14 protein-coding genes are annotated in these 17,139 nt (G+C 32.4%); 1 reads left to right on the top strand and 13 read right to left on the bottom strand.

Annotated features, from left to right (window positions below; translation table 11 throughout):
- Window positions 1–46: 46 nt before the first annotated feature.
- Together NPX36_RS11800 and NPX36_RS11795 are read right to left on the bottom strand one after the other, a co-directional pair.
- Window positions 47–2,581, bottom strand: a complete 2,535-nt coding sequence (locus tag NPX36_RS11800; RefSeq protein WP_257498912.1) for a DEAD/DEAH box helicase family protein — start codon at window positions 2,579–2,581, stop codon at window positions 47–49.
- Between the two features lie 4 nt (window positions 2,582–2,585).
- The gene (locus NPX36_RS11795; RefSeq protein ID WP_257498911.1) at window positions 2,586–4,493 is read right to left on the bottom strand and encodes a DNA methyltransferase; all 1,908 of its coding nucleotides are present in this window, start codon (window positions 4,491–4,493) and stop codon (window positions 2,586–2,588) included.
- 348 nt (window positions 4,494–4,841) lie between these two features.
- Between NPX36_RS11795 and rlmD the strand changes: the two genes are divergently transcribed.
- Window positions 4,842–6,257 (top strand): 23S rRNA (uracil(1939)-C(5))-methyltransferase RlmD, encoded by a 1,416-nt coding sequence (gene rlmD / locus NPX36_RS11790; protein ID WP_257498910.1) that lies wholly within the window; start codon window positions 4,842–4,844, stop codon window positions 6,255–6,257.
- A 28-nt stretch (window positions 6,258–6,285) separates the two neighbouring features.
- On the opposite strand, the gene NPX36_RS11785 is transcribed toward rlmD, so the two are convergent.
- The 11 genes from NPX36_RS11785 to NPX36_RS11735 all read right to left on the bottom strand — a co-directional run bounded on the left by NPX36_RS11785 (window position 6,286) and on the right by NPX36_RS11735 (window position 17,067).
- Window positions 6,286–8,949: a TonB-dependent receptor gene (locus NPX36_RS11785; protein WP_257498909.1), complete on the bottom strand. Its 2,664-nt coding sequence runs from the start codon at window positions 8,947–8,949 to the stop codon at window positions 6,286–6,288.
- A gap of 8 nt (window positions 8,950–8,957) precedes the next feature.
- Window positions 8,958–9,755: a GLPGLI family protein gene (locus NPX36_RS11780; RefSeq protein WP_257498908.1), complete on the bottom strand. Its 798-nt coding sequence runs from the start codon at window positions 9,753–9,755 to the stop codon at window positions 8,958–8,960.
- Between the two features lie 53 nt (window positions 9,756–9,808).
- On the bottom strand, window positions 9,809–10,009 hold the full coding sequence (locus NPX36_RS11775) for a hypothetical protein (protein WP_257498907.1): 201 nt from the start codon (window positions 10,007–10,009) through the stop codon (window positions 9,809–9,811).
- Between the two features lie 153 nt (window positions 10,010–10,162).
- Window positions 10,163–10,966 (bottom strand): GLPGLI family protein, encoded by an 804-nt coding sequence (locus tag NPX36_RS11770; RefSeq protein WP_257498906.1) that lies wholly within the window; start codon window positions 10,964–10,966, stop codon window positions 10,163–10,165.
- A gap of 428 nt (window positions 10,967–11,394) precedes the next feature.
- Entirely contained in the window at window positions 11,395–12,129 is a 735-nt protein-coding gene (locus tag NPX36_RS11765; protein WP_257498905.1) for a GLPGLI family protein, read from the bottom strand.
- Window positions 12,130–12,188: 59 nt separating this feature from the next.
- A complete protein-coding gene (locus NPX36_RS11760) occupies window positions 12,189–12,425 on the bottom strand; it encodes a hypothetical protein (protein ID WP_257498904.1) in 237 nt (78 codons plus the stop codon).
- 138 nt (window positions 12,426–12,563) lie between these two features.
- Window positions 12,564–13,343: a GLPGLI family protein gene (locus NPX36_RS11755; protein WP_257498903.1), complete on the bottom strand. Its 780-nt coding sequence runs from the start codon at window positions 13,341–13,343 to the stop codon at window positions 12,564–12,566.
- Window positions 13,344–13,465: 122 nt separating this feature from the next.
- On the bottom strand, window positions 13,466–14,251 hold the full coding sequence (locus tag NPX36_RS11750; RefSeq protein ID WP_257498902.1) for a GLPGLI family protein: 786 nt from the start codon (window positions 14,249–14,251) through the stop codon (window positions 13,466–13,468).
- A gap of 306 nt (window positions 14,252–14,557) precedes the next feature.
- On the bottom strand, window positions 14,558–15,352 hold the full coding sequence (locus NPX36_RS11745) for a GLPGLI family protein (protein ID WP_257498901.1): 795 nt from the start codon (window positions 15,350–15,352) through the stop codon (window positions 14,558–14,560).
- 77 nt (window positions 15,353–15,429) lie between these two features.
- Window positions 15,430–16,209, bottom strand: a complete 780-nt coding sequence (locus NPX36_RS11740) for a GLPGLI family protein (RefSeq protein WP_257498900.1) — start codon at window positions 16,207–16,209, stop codon at window positions 15,430–15,432.
- 78 nt (window positions 16,210–16,287) lie between these two features.
- On the bottom strand, window positions 16,288–17,067 hold the full coding sequence (locus NPX36_RS11735; RefSeq protein ID WP_257498899.1) for a GLPGLI family protein: 780 nt from the start codon (window positions 17,065–17,067) through the stop codon (window positions 16,288–16,290).
- Between the last annotated feature and the right edge of the window lie 72 nt (window positions 17,068–17,139).

The raw sequence follows: 17,139 nt of genomic DNA, 5'->3' as shown, positions 1-17,139 counted from the left end.
GTGAAAATGGCTGAAAAAACATAATTAGATCCCCAAGATATAACATTTACACTTCAAAAAGTGTACTTTCCAAAGACGTGTTAAACTCGTTTTCGTTGTTGTAATTGTAAAACGGAACAGCTGTTATTAAATAAGTATCTGTGTGAATGGTAATCTGTTTTTCTTTTGCTCTAATTGCTTTTAAAAAATCTTCTTTCCATTTGTCGTGTCCTTTTAAATGCTCTCCTTTCGGTTCTATGAAAACCTGAAAAGTCATTTGTTCTCCGTCACGTTGTTTGCAGAACAATAAAAAGTCTGGTTCAAATGCTCGTCCGAGTTTGTCGAAGATTTTAATTTCTCTTTCGTTACGAATTAGGTAAATGTTCTCAAACTTCTGATTAAGTCCTTCAAATCGCCTTGAAAACAGTTCTACAAATCTCTTTTCTTCACTTGTGCCGTAGTTGGCATTGTAAACATACCAAGGCTCGTTGGCTACCAATGTTTCTTGTCCATCTGCTCGTTCGCTATCTCTGTAAACCTTAATTTCTTTGTCTTTGAAAACTTTATAAATTGGTTCTTTGATATAATCTGAACCTTCGTATACTGTCGAGTTGCTCTTTATGTCTGCTTCAATGTTTTGTAAAAGTCCGTTTAAGGCTTGTAAATAGTCGAAATGGCTAATTTCTTTGAGTCGGTTAGCTGTTCCGCTAAATGTTATTTCTAACCCTGCTAAAAAGTCTGTGCTTTCAATGAAATTGGAAAGTGAACCAACATTTGGAAAGTAATGCAATAAACTATCAAAATAGAAAAACGGGTTTTTACTTAATGCAAAACGGATTGTGTTTTTCGGAATTTCAGTCAGCTTTACATCTTTAGTTTTAATTACTTCATCATTGGATTGTGTAGGCTCCAGCTCAAAAAAAGCACTTGACATTCTGCCAACTCCCGAAGATAATGTGTGTCGAAAGTTGGTTTTCGTAGCTCCTAAATCGGCAAACGATTTTATGTTGTCAAAACTCTTTGGCACTTTCTTATTGAAGAAAACGTGTCCATCTCTATAAAAATCTGTTTTCTTAAATTCTGGTTTTAAGAACAAACTTAGTTGAACCAAATTTGCATCATCTTCATAAATACCCGAATCCACAAGGGCTTTCTTCAATTCCGAAATGTAACGGCTATCTTCTTTAGTGTGGTAATACAATTCTTCCAATGTTTTTAGTTCGTTGGAAATATCATCATCAAATTTTCGGGTGAATTTTTCTTGACCTTGTTCCAAGGCAAACGGATAATATCTTGCACCACGCCCAATTAACTGAGCTTCTGAAAGTGTGGTTTTTCCTGGCTTTCCGTTTTTTCCATCGCGCTCTTCATAGAGCCGAACAATGTCAAATAAATTCAAAACATCCCAACCTTCATTCAGTTTTTGAACAGCAAAAACAGCACGAATTGGATTGTTTTCATCTTCTAAAGTATTCAATAAAAGTTGGTTTTTCTCGGCTTCTGCATCATTGTTGGCACTTAAGCAATTCTCAAATCTGAAATTAGTTTGAATACGCTTAACAATTTCATTGGCTGAAATACCTTTAGCTTCAAAGAAATGAAAAGCCTTTTGAACAATTGGAACGGTAGAAGTCTTTTGAATTTTCTCAACCATTGCAACTGAAAAATCATCAATAAGCTTGTGAAAGTTTTCTTTATTTTGTTCCGATTCTTTAATGGTTCGTTTGGCTTTAAAAAGAATTACTGGCTTTAGATTGATATTGTTTGAAGTTGCCAATTCCTGACGATACAAGTTCAAAATCAATGCCTGAATGATTCGGTATTGCTCGTCATACAAAGAACGTATAAGGTTTATTTCTTTAGAATATTTGTCGTTACGAAACTCGGCAAGGTCGTATTTAAAAATTACTTTGTCTTGATATTTTTCAACGATTGATTTACTTTCATAGTCCATTGTTGCTGTAAATTCCAAGAGAATGTTTTCAAAACTCATTCTGTGTATTTTTTCAACTAAATCGCCCCAAACACTAGCATTATTATGGTGTGCTTCGTCGCCAATCAATACTAACTTTCGATTTTCAAAATCTTCGAAACTTAAACCGTTTTCTCGAACATTTAAAAGTAAGCCCGACGTAAGCATTTGAATAGAAACAAACTTTATATTGATGTTTCTGTCGTCTGCTTCATCAAAATTATCAATCTCTTTGATAAGTACTTCTTTTCCGTCAATCACAATTTTGTTATTGAACAAATATTTTGAAGCCTGAGGATTCAAAAAATTATCTTTGGTTTTCTGAATGATATTGTTGCTGTTTACAAAAAACAAAAAATTGCGATAGCCTTTTTGGTAAAGATGCAACATTAAACCCGCCATTATCAAGGTTTTTCCGCTTCCCGTTGCCATATTGTAAAGCAAATGGTAAGGTCTTTTTGGTTTTTCCTCTAAATCTTCTTGGTCTAAATATATATATCTTTTGAAAGCTTCTACCTGATAAGGTCTTTGCTCAAATTTCAAGTTATCAGAAATCCAATTTGGTAGCTGTACTTGTGCTAAGGCTTTTTTTGCAAAAGGATTATTGAATATTTCGTGAAGAAACGCCATTTGCTTATTTTTTTAATTGATAAAAATCTTGGGTTATTTTCTTTTCTTCTTCGGTGCAAGCAAAGTCTGCATCATAAAGCGAAGATTGGTTTACATACAATTGGTTTTTATCCAACAATTCGCAAAGATGCTGTTTCTGCTCAGCAAGGCTTAGGGCTTTAAAATCTTCTAAATGTTCGTCTTGTTTTTTAATGTCCACATTGTAATTGAGGAAACTTTTGGCTTTCATTTGTTCCCAAATTTCTAAAAGCTGGGTAGCTGAGCTTGCCGAAGCTATTTGCTCAATAAATGTTTGATTGTATTTTTTGAGTTCGAGGTAAACGAATGAGCCACCTCCTTGCCAGTTGACAGATTTTGAAATGCCGCCTTGTTTACCAGCTATAACTTTTTTTAATCTTTCAACAGCAACGGTTTCTATATAATCCATTTGTTCTACACCAATGTACTGACGATTCATTTTATGCGCTACGGCTGCTGTTGTACCAGAACCAAGATGAAAGTCTAGAACAATGTCTTTTTCTTTACTAGCTAACTGAATTATTCTTTCGATTAGTGATTCTGGTTTAGGATTTTGAAATACGGTATTCTTAAAAAGCGCTTTTAAATGTTGTGTTCCATTAGTAGTTGTGCCAATATCATCCCAAATTGTTTTGGCAACTTTTCCTCTTTCAAGAGCTTCACTTAAAAATCGTTTTCTTTGAGGACCAGCTTCACCTGATACACCAAAAATAATTCTATTTTCTCGAAATAATTCTTGAAATTTCGTAAAATCATTTTTCCAAGAACATCCTACATTTGGTTTATAAACAACTCCAGTATTTGGATTAATTATATCGTATTGTTGATTTGGTCGCCAACCACCCACCTGAAAAGGATCAGCCTTCCAAAGACCTCTTGGATCATTGTCTGGATTCTCAAAACCTTCTCCATCTTCTTTCAAACGAAATTCTGTTCTATTTTCAATAAAATACTTTTTGTTTTTAAAATAAATTAAAGTATGATTGTGAGAAACTGAAATAAGTGCTGTATTGGTAACTGATTTTGTAGAATTCCAAATTACATCATTAAGAAAATTGTCACTTCCGAAAATTTCATCGGCTAATACTTTTAAGTGTGCAAATTCTCTATCATCAATAGAAATAAAAATACTTCCATCATTACTCAATAATTCACGAGCAATTTTTAGTCTATTGTAAACAAATGTCAACCAAGTAGAATGATTAAAACTATCATTATATTTAAATCCATCATTACCTGTATTATAAGGCGGATCAATATAAATCAGTTTTACTTTTCCGGCAAATTGTTCTTTCAGCGTGTGCAAGGCTAAAAGGTTGTTGCCTTTAATAATAAGGTTGTCGGTTATGGTGCCGTTTTCGTTTCGGTTAAAAAGAGATTCTTCACTTCGTTCAGAATGACAAAGAGGGTGTTCTCCTTCTTTGTCAATGCGTTTGGCATTGGTTAGAACTTTTGGTTCTAAAAGTTGGGTGATTTCATCTTGTGCTAAAATTTCATTAAAGAAAATTTCTTCGCGCTTGTCTTCTTCACGGCTTTGTCCACCCTCTAAAACGCAGTCTTTAAACGGCCAAACCAAAGCTACTTCATTGCGTTGCTTTAAATATTTTCCATCAATAGTTAAACCTACTTTGTTTTTGTATTGGGTGTAACTGTCGTTCAGATAGTTTTTTTGTTCTAAAAATTGAGTAAATAGGTTTTGGTTAAAAACTAGAGTGCCTTTTACGTTTACAAAAAATTGCTCTTTAAGGTCTGCATTATCGAGTAATAGACCAATCAATTCTTCATCAAAATTCTGTGCTTTGTTCAGAACTACCCATTTTTTTAATTCACCATTATCGGTAACGTAGTTGTTTTCTTTTTTAAGTTGGGCTTCAAGTGTTTGGTATAGTTTCATTGCAGTGGTAAAAAACAGCGTAGGCTAATTCCCTTTACTTTTACCAGAAGCCCGACCAAAGGCGTAGAACAAAGCAAAAAGGAACGCCCACGCTTTACCGCAGGCGTTTCCAACTTCTACCTTCCCGTTCTACATTGAAAAATTGGTCGTATTTCTGGTATGGGAAATTTTAAAGCGAAACGCTAATATTTATAATATGTTATCTTTTTTAAATCATCTAATTTTTTTGTGACTGTAAATATAAGATGAAAAACAAAATCTTTCTAAAAATTTTAGCACTTAATTTTATAAACAATATAAATAACACTACTTTTCACAATGTATGCAAACAATTAGTATTTTTGCAGCATGGCACGAAAAAAAACAGATAAAATCGTATTTGAAAACGTAGAAGTCCTTGATGCAGGTGCAAAAGGCGTTTCCGTGGGCAAAGCTGCCGATGGTAAAATCATTTTTATTCCGAATGTTGTTCCGGGCGATGTGGTGGATGTTCAAACTTTTAAAAAGCGAAAAGCTTATTACGAAGGTAAAGCAGTGGCTTTTCACAAATTATCTTCACAGCGTGTTGAACCTGTTTGTCAACATTTTGGAGCATGTGGTGGTTGCAAATGGCAAAACATGGGCTACGAATTTCAGTTGGGCTACAAACACCAAGAAGTAGAAAATAATTTAAAAAGAATCGGAAAGATTGAACTTCCGCAATTTGAACCAATTTTAGGTTCGAAAGAGCAATTTTTCTACCGCAATAAAATGGAATTTTCTTTTTCTAATGCGCGTTGGTTAACCGATGATGAAATTAAATCGGGCGAAGAATTGGGTAAGGAAAATGCTCTAGGTTTTCATATTCCAAAAATGTGGGATAAAATTCTAGACATTAAAAAATGTTATTTGCAGCAAGATCCTTCGAATGCTATTCGCAATGAAATTCGGGATTTTGCTAATGAAAACGGGTTGAAATTTTTCAATCCGCGCGAAAATACCGGTTTGTTGCGCACATTGAGGATCAGAACGGCATCGACTGGAGAAATCATGGTTTTGATTCAATTTTTTAAAGAAGATAAAAAGAAACGTGAATTGTTGCTTGATTTCTTAAAAAATCGTTTTCCGGAGATTACTTCGCTTCAATATGTGATCAACGGTAAATTGAACGATACCATTTACGATCAAAATGTAATTTGTTACCATGGTCGCGATTATATTTTGGAAGAAATGGAAGGACTGAAATTCAGCATTAACGCTAAATCGTTCTATCAAACCAATTCTGATCAAGCATACGAATTGTATAAAATTACACGCGATTTTGCAGGATTAACAGGCAACGAATTGGTGTATGATTTATATACCGGAACAGGAACTATTGCACAATTTGTATCGAAAAAAGCTAAAAAAGTAATTGGTGTGGAAGCAGTTCCTGAAGCAATTGCCGATGCAAAAGTGAATGCCGAACGCAATAATATTACCAATTGTGATTTTTTTGTGGGCGATATGAAAAATGTCTTTAACGATGCATTTATCAAGCAACACGGGCATCCTGATGTGATTATTACTGATCCGCCGCGCGATGGTATGCACAAAGATGTGGTGGCTCAAATTTTAAAAATTGCTCCGGAACGCGTGGTTTATGTGAGTTGCAATTCGGCAACGCAAGCCAGAGATTTAGCTTTGATGGACGAAATGTATAAAGTGGTTCGTGTGCGACCTGTGGATATGTTTCCGCAAACGCATCACGTGGAAAATGTGGTTTTATTAGAAAAACGATCATAGTGAAAAGCAGCTTTTGGGCTGCTTTTTTTTATAAACTGAACCTGTATTTTGCAGTTAGCAGTAAAAAACGAGGCATTAAACGATAGCTGGTACTGCTGTAACCAATATCGCTTACATTGAAAGTTGTGAAATTTTGCTTGTTAAACAAATTATTTCCTCGCAAACCCAAGGTGTATTTATCTCCTTTAAATTTATAAGTGGCTTCGAAATCTAGAAAAACATGGTTGCGTTGGTTAGCCGCTAAATTGCCAAAATAATAATGTTCTGTTACTGCTTTAATATCTAATAATTCCCCAATTTTATAATACACATCTAAAAAGTTGAAAACGTTTGTAAAGCTGTTTTCAAAATCGGGCGATTTTACTTTGGAACGATTCCATTCGCTGCCGATATGAAAATTGAAGGGACTTTTAAAACTGGTGCGCCATTCCATATTGTAACGCTGATTGGCAAAATTGTTTTTGCGTAGTCCGGAATTGTTTACTTCGTTAAACGATGTGGAATAGGTGTAATTACTTTCAAGTTTTAAGTTGCTTTTTATCTTTCTAAAATAAAAATTACTTGCAAAATTTACTCCAAAAGTATCGCCTCCTTTTATGAAAACACTCTCACTTAGCGAGCTGTTTTGTTCAATAAAACTGCGATTGGTAAGCACATTGCTTTGTTTGCTGTAATTGAAATTTAACGAAAAACGATAGCGGTTTAAATAGTGGCGAATGCTGTATCCGATATTTGCCATTTGCGAATCGGTAAGGCGGAATTGCCCCAAACCTTTTGAAAAGCTTCGTGAGGATGTTAACAAATACGTATCGTTTACATCAACAAACGAAGTATTGTTGAAAAACACCATATAAGATCCGTTGAAATAATGCGTAGGCGTTACATCCCACATGAAATTTACGGAAGGATTCACATAAAAAGGATGCTGCTTTTTGCTTGATTGAATGGTTGAAAAACTATTGAACAATTGATGTGCTTCTGCCCTACCCGAAACTTTAAAAGTGTTCCATTTCCAAGTGTATCCGCTTTTTGCATAAAAATCGCCCAAGGTAAACGAACTATCGGTTTGAAATCCTTCTGGACGAACAATTTCCGCATCATTAAACAATTGAAAAACAGTATTCATGGATTGGTTGTGATGCTCATATCCTACTTGAAATTCAATTAAATCGTTGTTTTTTTGTTTCAGTTTAAAATCGGCTTCAATGCCTGCAAATGTTTTATTGTTGGTGATGTCGTTGTTCATTGCGGCTGCATCAAACGCAAACAAATCGCCCATTAAATAATCGTTGATGCTGTAAAATTGCGGCAATTTGTTGGTGAAATACCTGGTTTTTAGCAATACCACATTTTTATCGTTCCATTTATGGGTGTAGGTGATTTTTTGATCGAAAAAGGTGTTGTTAGTTTGCAGATTCTCTAAAGTGTTTTTTCCATTAAATGTTAAATCGTTGGTATTGTTGGTGTTTCCTTGATTATAAACCGAACTCACTTGCAGCATTTGGGTTTTAGAAACATCATAGGTTGCTAAAATATTCACATAACCGCTTTTTAAATGACTTTTAAACTGGTTGTTTTCGATGTTTTCAAAATAGGTTGCACCTACATTGGTAATGCTGTAATTGTTGTTAAAAGCGTAGTTTTCATCGAACCCGAGAAAACCAACTGCTTTTATTTTTAACTTTTCGGTTATGGGTACAATAGAACTCAGCGAAACATGTTCGGCATTGTTTATCCGTGTACGATGGTCTTTTAACCGACTGGCTCTTGCACCGTAAAGCCCCATTAGCTGATGCAACTGTCCGCCATTACCAATAGATTCTACTTCGTAATTGTTGTAAAACATACTTTCTAACGATCCCACACGGTCTTGGCCCACATTGTTTAAACCGTAGGTTAAAAAGTTTTTATATTTTTTACTGAAGTTCATCAAGTTACCCGAAACTTCATAGCGGTTTTCTGTAGCCAAACCATAACCAGCACTTATATCGCCAAACCACAAGTCTTTGTATTCTTCATCAATGGTTAGGTTTAGCGCCACTTTATTACTTTCTTCTACCCCTTTTAATAATTTATTGTTGCTGTAACGGCGCAAAACTTGTACTTTATCAACCGGCTTGTTGGGCATATTTTTGGTAAGAATATTGTATCCCCGATTAAAAAAATCGTCGCCATCTACCATTACTTTTTCAATTTCGGTGTCTTCAAACTTTATTTTACCGTCTTTTTCAACAGTAATGCCCGGAATATTTTTCAGCAAATCTTCTACTACCACTTCACGGCCGGTGCTGAACGCTTTGGCATCGTAGCTAAGCGTGTCGCCCCGCAATTGTATGGGATTATCTATTTCTATGACCAAATCCTCTAACACTTCATTGCTTTCTTCTAACGTAAACAATAGGTTGTATTCTTTTTTGTCTTTGGTAATGGTTATGGGTTGTTGTTGCTTTTCAAAACCCATTTTGTTTACCTCTACCACAAAACTGCCTTCGTTTTCGGTTTGAATGCTAAAATTTCCTTGTGCGTTGGTAAAACCAAACTGCAAAATATGATCTTCGGTATTTTTTATTAAAACCGATGCATTTGAAATGGGCACTTTAGCCACAGAAACAACCGTTCCTTTGCAAACAGTTTGTGCGTGCAAGTAAACGGTTGTGAATAGCAAAAATAAGGTTATTAGTATTTTTGGCATCTATATGTTTACTTTTTTTGTTCTTCCCATTCGTAGATAAGTTCTCTTCCGTATCTAACTTTACCTCCATTTTCGGAAGCGTTTCTTACTTTTACTTCACCACCTCTTTTTATATTTGCTAAAATAGCTTCTAAAGCCTCATCTTTTTGGGTTATAAACTCTTTCATCGTCATTTTAGCATAAATTTTTTCAGTAGTCAAATCTTCTAAATCTTTATCTAACAAACCTAAAGCTTTTGTGTATTCTATACTTCTTGCGCTATAATTGTATTTTTTATTTACATCATACGCTTCAATAATTAAGCCTGGTAATCCTCTTAATTTCCAAGGTCCATAAGGATAAGGGATAGAAGGAGCAAACCATGCTTCCCATTCTACACCTCTAAAAATGCATATTGCTTTTTGGCATGTAATGTTATTAATTTGTTTGGTTTCGTTGGTTAGCTTCCAGTTTTGACCTGCTTTGTCTGAAATTAATATTAATTTACCTTTTTGTAAATCATCTAAAAAAAGAAAATCATTATCTTTTAAAAAAGTTAGATAATAATAATTACGTGTAATATCAGCTTTAATTACGTGTAGTGTAGTATTTTTTATTTCAGGTTTGTCATCTTTTTCATCTTTAGTTAAAGCAGAAAGAATATCTACCTCAAAAATAGATTTTTCATTATCAGCCCACAAACAACCTGTTCTTTGTAACGTTTTAGTTGTCTGATATAGAATATCATATTTAACAACTAATTTATTATTTTGCCCCCAAGTTTTTATGACTAAAAAAAATAAACTGTATATAAAAATTTTTTTCATTATTAATTTATTTATTAAAACAAGAGGGAATTAAACTTCCCTCTCTTTTTTTGTTAATTTATTATATCCATACTTATGTTCATTCCGGGATACTCAATACTAAGTTCCTCTTGTTTTCTTAAGCCTTTTTCAAAACAATCGTCAGCACTTCCTGCTGTTCCAACATAATCGAAACCGTAGATAGCTTCTCCCGTTTCAGGATGGTAAACACAAATACTAAATCTACAAGGAGCAGCATCAAAATCTAAATTCACATTTGAACTTTTGTTTGCTTCTACTTCTTTAACAATCTCATTAGAAGCAAAACTGCTTCCAGCAAAAGCTACGCAAGCTAATGCACTTAAAAATTGAAATTACAAATTACAAAATCAAAATACAATTAATTATGTTAAAATACTATAAATATGCTATTGTTTTTTAGGTTGTTCTTCCCATTCGTAGATGAGTTCTTTACTGTTACGCTTTACATTATGCCTAATAACCTCATAGTCTCTTTCAATTATGTTTACACTATTTTCAATTATTTCAAAATTACCCAATATAAAATTTTTAAAATCAATCTTCTTTAAAAAATGAGTATTTGGTTCCATTGGTAAATTTTTATCATTCTTAATTTTTATAGCTACAAAATGATATCGATGACTGTCATCATAAGCTTCTAAAATTAACCCTGGTAAACCATGCAGTTTCCATGGTCCAAAATTATAAGCCAATTCAGGAGCAAACCATGCATCCCAATTTCGCCCTCTAAAATTTGTAGAGGCTTTATAAACCTTATAATTAGAGATCGTTTTTGTTTCATTCGTTATTTCCCATTGCAAATTAAAGTTATCCGAAATAAGAAATTGCTCTTTGCCAAGTTCACCTGTAAACAGAAAAGTCTTTTTACTTTGGTCATACATGTAATACTGATCATAATTACCACCAACCTGTAAATTAATTTTTTCTCCTTCTTTTATTTCTGTATATCTTTCATGGTCGGAAAGGTTATCTAAGTATGAAATATTCGTATCACTATTTTCCTTTATAGGTCTTTTACTTTTCATTAAATCTACAAAAATAGATTGATTACTATTCACTTGAAGCAATCCGGTTCTTATTAAAGGAAAATCTGTATTGAAAATTTGATTGTACTCTATTTGTAAAGAGTATTGACCTCTCAAAAATGTTGAAAATAATAAGCAAACTAGTAACGTTAAAATTCTTTTCATATAGTTAAATCTTACATAGTGCTAGCAATTTAATTGCTAGCACATGATAATTATTGAAACATAAGAGGTATGTGACCATCAGGGGTAATGTTCTTACTTATTTGTGCTGCTAATTCAGCACCTGTTGCAGCACAATTAATTGCCCCAGCATAACCAGTACCAGAAACTATTCTAAAAAAAGTTCTTTGATCTACAACGTTTCCATCTTGGTCTGATACAGTAATTGTTATTGTACAGTAAGTAAAACCATTATCGTCTTGAAAATAATTAGAGTCTATACTAGTCTCAACTTTAGATACTACATTAACAACTTCATTCGAAGCAAAACTGCTTCCAGCAAAAGCTACGCAAGCTAATGCGCTTAAAAATTGAAATTACAAATTACAAAATCAAAATACAAAAAATTATGTTAAAATACTATAAATATGCTATTGTTTTTTAGGTTGTTCTTCCCATTCGTAGAGGAGTTCGATGCCTTGCCTTTTAAAAGGTTCGCCTTCAATAACATAACCTCTTGAATTTTTAAGATCTTTTAAATTCATGGCATCATGAAAAATTTCATCAAATGTTTTTAGATCAATTTGTTTGTGTTTCGAAAGGTTTAAGTTGGGTAAAACCGCAGTTGGTTTTTCTAATATTTCTATTAAGACAAAAGCAAACCTATTAGTATCTTCAGTTACTTCTACCATCAAACCGGGTAAGCCATAAAACTTCCAAGGTCCGTAAACCACCGGTATATCTGGGCAATACCAAACAGTCCATTTTCTACCTCTAAAAAAGGTGGTGGCTTTCTTACAGTTTAAACCTTGAATTTCTTTTTGATCGGAATGCAATTCCCAATTTATATTTATTGTAGAATCATTTATAAAATAGGGTATCTTAAGTAATTCATAAGTATAATTCAATTCATTGACGTTTTTTTTGTAATACACAAAATCATTAAATCCATCTACAGAAACTGTAAAAACAGGTTTTCCTTCAGCTTTGGTCGATTTAAGATTCTCCATTTTGTCAATATATTCTGCAGTGTTTGTTTTTTCGTTAAATAGCAACGCCCCTGTTCGTACGGTGTTATCCACATAAAATAAATAGTTATATTGCTTTTGGGAATGTAGTATATTGTAAACTAAACAAAATAAACTAACTAATATTAATTTTCTCATATATAAGTTATTAATCAATATTAGTGCTAAAATAGCACTAATATTGATTTTATTAGTATTTATTGGCTAACACCCCATGTCAAAGTCACATCTTCTTCTGCAAAAGTATATCCTTTCGCTCTAAGATCTTCTTCAAAACGAACTCTTATTCCATCACAATCTGATAAAGACACGTTTCCAACTGACCCTGCAAATTGTGTAGAATGATTCCCTTCTCGATCTCTTACCCTTACCTCAATTTTACAAGGTTTATTAAACTCTACTGGTTCATTTGTTGTTTCTTTAGTAATTGCCATACAATTATCATCTTTAACAATCTTATTAGAATCAAAACTGCTCCCAGCAAAAGCTACGCAAGCTAATGCACTTAAAAATTGAAATTACAAATTACAAAATCAAAATACAATTAATTATGTTAAAATACTATAAATATGCTATTGTTTTTTAGGTTGTTCTTCCCATTCGTAATTTGGTTCTAAGGGATCTCTAAAAAGTATATTTTGAGGTAATTCTCCACGACTAAAGTCTGTATTTGGAGTTAGATTGTATTTATATTCAATAAAATCTTTAAACTTAACAAGATCATTTTTTACTACGGGCGTTATTGTAATCGGTTCATTTGAATAGCTGATTTTATTTGCTATAAACTGAATTTTTTTATTTGATGTGCTTGCCTGCAAAATGGTACCTGGTAAACCAGAAAGTTTCCAAGGACCAAAAGATCCTGGCAAATCATACGAAAACCAAGCGTTCCAAACATTACCTCTAAAGTTTGCTATTGCTTTATAGCATTTCAAATTTGCAATATTTTTGGTTTTTGTTGTTATTTTCCATTCTATTTTTTCAAATTCATCTTTTATCCAAGCGTTTTGTCCTTTATAGATCTCATTAAACATAACTGTTTGTGGCTGGGTATTTATACGATAAAAGAAATTCTCAGAAGTGATGGGACTATTATATACGTTGTCAAAACCTGCTAATGAAATCCCTAGAATACTGTCTGTTACATTTTGACTATCCCAATCTTCAGATTTGCTTATATACTCTATAAAAATTGACTCGTCGTTATTGTAAATTAACTGTGAAGGTATTTTTTTGGGAAAGTTAAAATCATAATATGAGGTATAGTCAATAGTCACTAGCTTCTGTGAAAAAGAAGCTTGTGCTGTAAAATATACAAGTATAAAAATGTATGTAATTCTAGTGGCATTCATAATTCTAGTTTGCTACTCATTTTGATTTATCATTCTACAAAAGTTATGAAATACAGTTTTTGCACTTTTTTAGTTAGTAACTCAATATTAATTAAAAAAACCTTTATTATGTTAAAAAACTACTACTTTTCAGATTGTTCTTCCCATTCATAGATAAGCTCTCTTCCTGACCGTTGTCTTTTTTCTCTTATGATTTCTTTCCCTCTTTCAATTGTTCTACCAGAAAAAGATGATTCCACAATTTTTTCTCTTTCCAAAACAAATTCTTTTAACGTTTGTTGCACATCATATTTAATGCTTTTAAAATGTTTTAATTTGTCGTTGTAAATGTTTTCTTTAAGGTTTTCAATTTTTTTAACTGCAAAATTATAGCGTTTGCTTTCGTCATGAATGGAAATAATTAAACCTGGTAAGCCATAAAACTTCCAAGGCCCAAATGAATAGGGAATTGAAGGTGCATACCAAGCTTCCCATTTTCTACCTCTAAAATCAGTAGTTGCTTTATAACACTCAATATCATTTATCATCTTTTTTTCATTAATAGTGGTCCACTTTATGGAGAATTCATCAGTGATTTTAGATTTTTTAGACGATTTTAAATATTCAAAATATTCTACATCTTTATTATTAATATCAACAATAAATATTTTGTTATCATTAATTAAAGGCTGATAAACTTCAACAATTTCATTTTCATTTTTTTCAACTTTTTCACTTAAAGGTCTTCTTGTTTCAAGTAACTCTTCATAAATTGCTTCTGAAGGTAAAGCGTATAAATAACCTTTCATTTCAACAGCTTTTTCTGTATCAATAACTTGAAGATACTCAATTAAAAGACCATTAGATTGACCGAAAGAATAACACGCAATAAATAAACAAAAAATAATAGTAAAAGATTTTTTTTTCATTTTCGTTAAATTTTAAAACAAATTCCTATCAAATATAATTTTTTTTTTTGGATTATTTTTATTAATTAATACACATAACACTATAAAATTCTCACTGATGCACATATAATTAATATTACTTCAAGCAAAGTCTAAAAATTGTGCCTCTTTGTTGAATCAACGCATTCAAGATTTGTGAAAGTTTAATGGATTAGTACGATTAATTTGTAAAATTATATCCTTGCATTTGTGGTAATAAAAAAGCAAATTTTGGATTTTAAGGTTTCGAAATTTATATAGATAGTCCACTACAAATTAACTGACACATTAATTAACTTGCAGTTGTTCTTCCCATTCGTAGATAAGTTCGATGCCGTTTCGTGGTGCAATAAAAATTTCTGCATTTTCCCCTCTTGGTAAATTCGCTCTTCGAGATTCAAAAGACTCCTTTAAACGGTTTTCTGTTAGCATTACAAATTCTTTGTACGTTTTTTTTACACCTGATTTAGGTATAGCATTATATAAACTTACAGCCGAATCTGTTGTTTTTTCAACTTTAATTGCAGAAAAATAAATTTTTCCGGTTTTTTCTCTGGCTTCTACTATTAAACCTGGCAATCCTCTTAATTTCCAAGGTCCGTATGACATCGGAATATCGTGTGTAAACCAAACTTCCCATTCTCTGCCTCTAAAATTTGCAACCGCTTTGTGCGTAACAAATTTGCCAATTTCTTTGGTTTCGTTTGTTAAAAGCCAATTGATATCGTTAGGTGTATCTACAAACTCTTTACAAACATTTGAATTTCCGCCCACAAGAAAACTAAACGATTGGCTATTAGCATCGTAAAAAGTATATTCATTGGTTCCTGTTAGCACAACTTGTTCTGTTATACCTTCCCGATTTTTAAAAAAATCTTGATTATCTATTGGATTAGTAACATAACCTTGCTTTCTGGTATTAACATCTTTTAAAAACAATGATCCCGTCTCAGAAATTACCAACCTGCTGGTGAAATTTACCGGTATGGCAAAATTATATTGTTCTATATACGTTATTTTGTAATGCTGCGCATTTGTTGCGTGACAGTAAAGCCAAACTATGGTAAGAATGATATTTTTCATGTATTCTTTGTGTTCTCTTTTTTGTTTGTTACATTTTGAAATTCTGTTTTTATTGTAGGTTATAACACATAAGCATGCTATTGTTTTTTAGGTTCTTCTTCCCATAAAAACTTGATTGGAAATTCAAATTTCAATTCTTTTGTTAAAATACTTTTTTTTGTATAACTAACAGTAGTTCCTCGCGGCAAATCGGCTTCTAAATTATTTGTAAAATTATCTTGTAATATGAGATACTCTTTAAGTGTAATCTTATGTAGATTATTACCAGGTGGTGTACAATCATTACAAATTACGTTATATTGTATTTTTTCTACATTAAAAACTATGTTTCCGGCAATATCTTTTGCTTCTAAAATCAATCCTGGTAAACCATTTAGTTTCCAAGGACCAAAACTATAAGGAATTGAAGGTGCATACCAAACATACCATGTATTACCACGATAGGTGCCAATTGCTTTATTAACTTTTATATCATTTATTGTTTTTTGCTCATCAATTAATTGCCAGCTAATTTCTGGAAATACATCATCAACCATGTAAATTTTCCGAGCAAAATCTTCATACATACTTATAGATTTTTTAGTTAAATCTAAAAAAATAAAATCATAAGGGATACTTCTATCAAGTGTTGCATACGCGTCAGCATGTGCGATATCATTTATTTTTTCATCTAGCTCTTTTTGAGATTTATAATCTTGAACTAAAATAGATTTGTTTTCTTTAGTATTTATATACAAATAGGTATCTATGACAGATGTATAATCATATGTTTGAAATTGCTTGTAGGTAATTTTTAAATGCTGCGCATTTGTTGCGTGACAGTAAAACCAAACGAGGGTAAGAATGATATTTTTCATGTATTCTTTGTGTTCTCTTTTTTGTTTGTTACTTTTTTGAAGCTCTTTTTTTATTGTAGGTTATAACACATAAGCATGCTATTGTTTTTTAGGTTCTTCTTCCCATTCGTAAACCCGTTCCAAGCCAAATCTACCTAAAACAGTCTTTGTAACAGATACACTTCGATCGCTTTCTATTTCTGCCCAGAAAGCATCCATTACTTCATCTACCTTTTTAAAATACTGCTGCAATGTTAGTTGTTCTAATCCTTTTGAAGGAAACGGTATTTCGACTGTGAGTTGCTCCATTTTTTCTATTTTAAAAACCACACTTTTGTCTGTATCGGTGGCTTCTAGAATAAGACCTGGCAAACCGTACCATTTCCATGGCCCTGCATTTATAGGAATATCGGGCGTAAACCATGCCTCAAAAGTATTACCACGGAAGGAAGTGGTGGCTTTGTAACACGTATAATTTTGAATTTTTTTGGTTTCGTTTGTTATGTTCCACTTATAATTCAGCTCATCTGTAACCAAGAAATTCTTTTTTTGAACATCTTTAATCATTTCTATTTTATTGGCTACGTGATCTACTTTTATATAATCGTCTGGAAATTTACTGTAATCTGTAGAGCCAGTGCCTTTTTTCCATACCGTAGCACCGTTTTCATCGATATAAGTGGTGTCTTTTATCACTTTTACAGGGACAGTAGAGGCTGAAATAATATGCATTACCGTTGGTTCACCTTGTTTTACATACAAAATAGCGTCTTTTTTAAGATTGTCTTCAAAACGTTTATAGGTAATTTTATAATTGTTGGTTTGCGCTCCCATTATTTGGCAACATATCAATAAAGTAAGTACATGAAATATGTTCATAAATGAATAGTTTTTGTTAAAAATAAACAAATAATAAATAGATGCAAAACAAACTATTAAAATACTATAAAA

It is taken from the genome of Paenimyroides aestuarii (assembly GCF_024628805.1).
Taxonomy (GTDB): Bacteria; Bacteroidota; Bacteroidia; order Flavobacteriales; family Flavobacteriaceae; genus Flavobacterium; species Flavobacterium aestuarii_A.
Note: the sequence above shows the minus strand (reverse complement) of the source record. Positions and strands in the feature narration are given on the sequence as shown.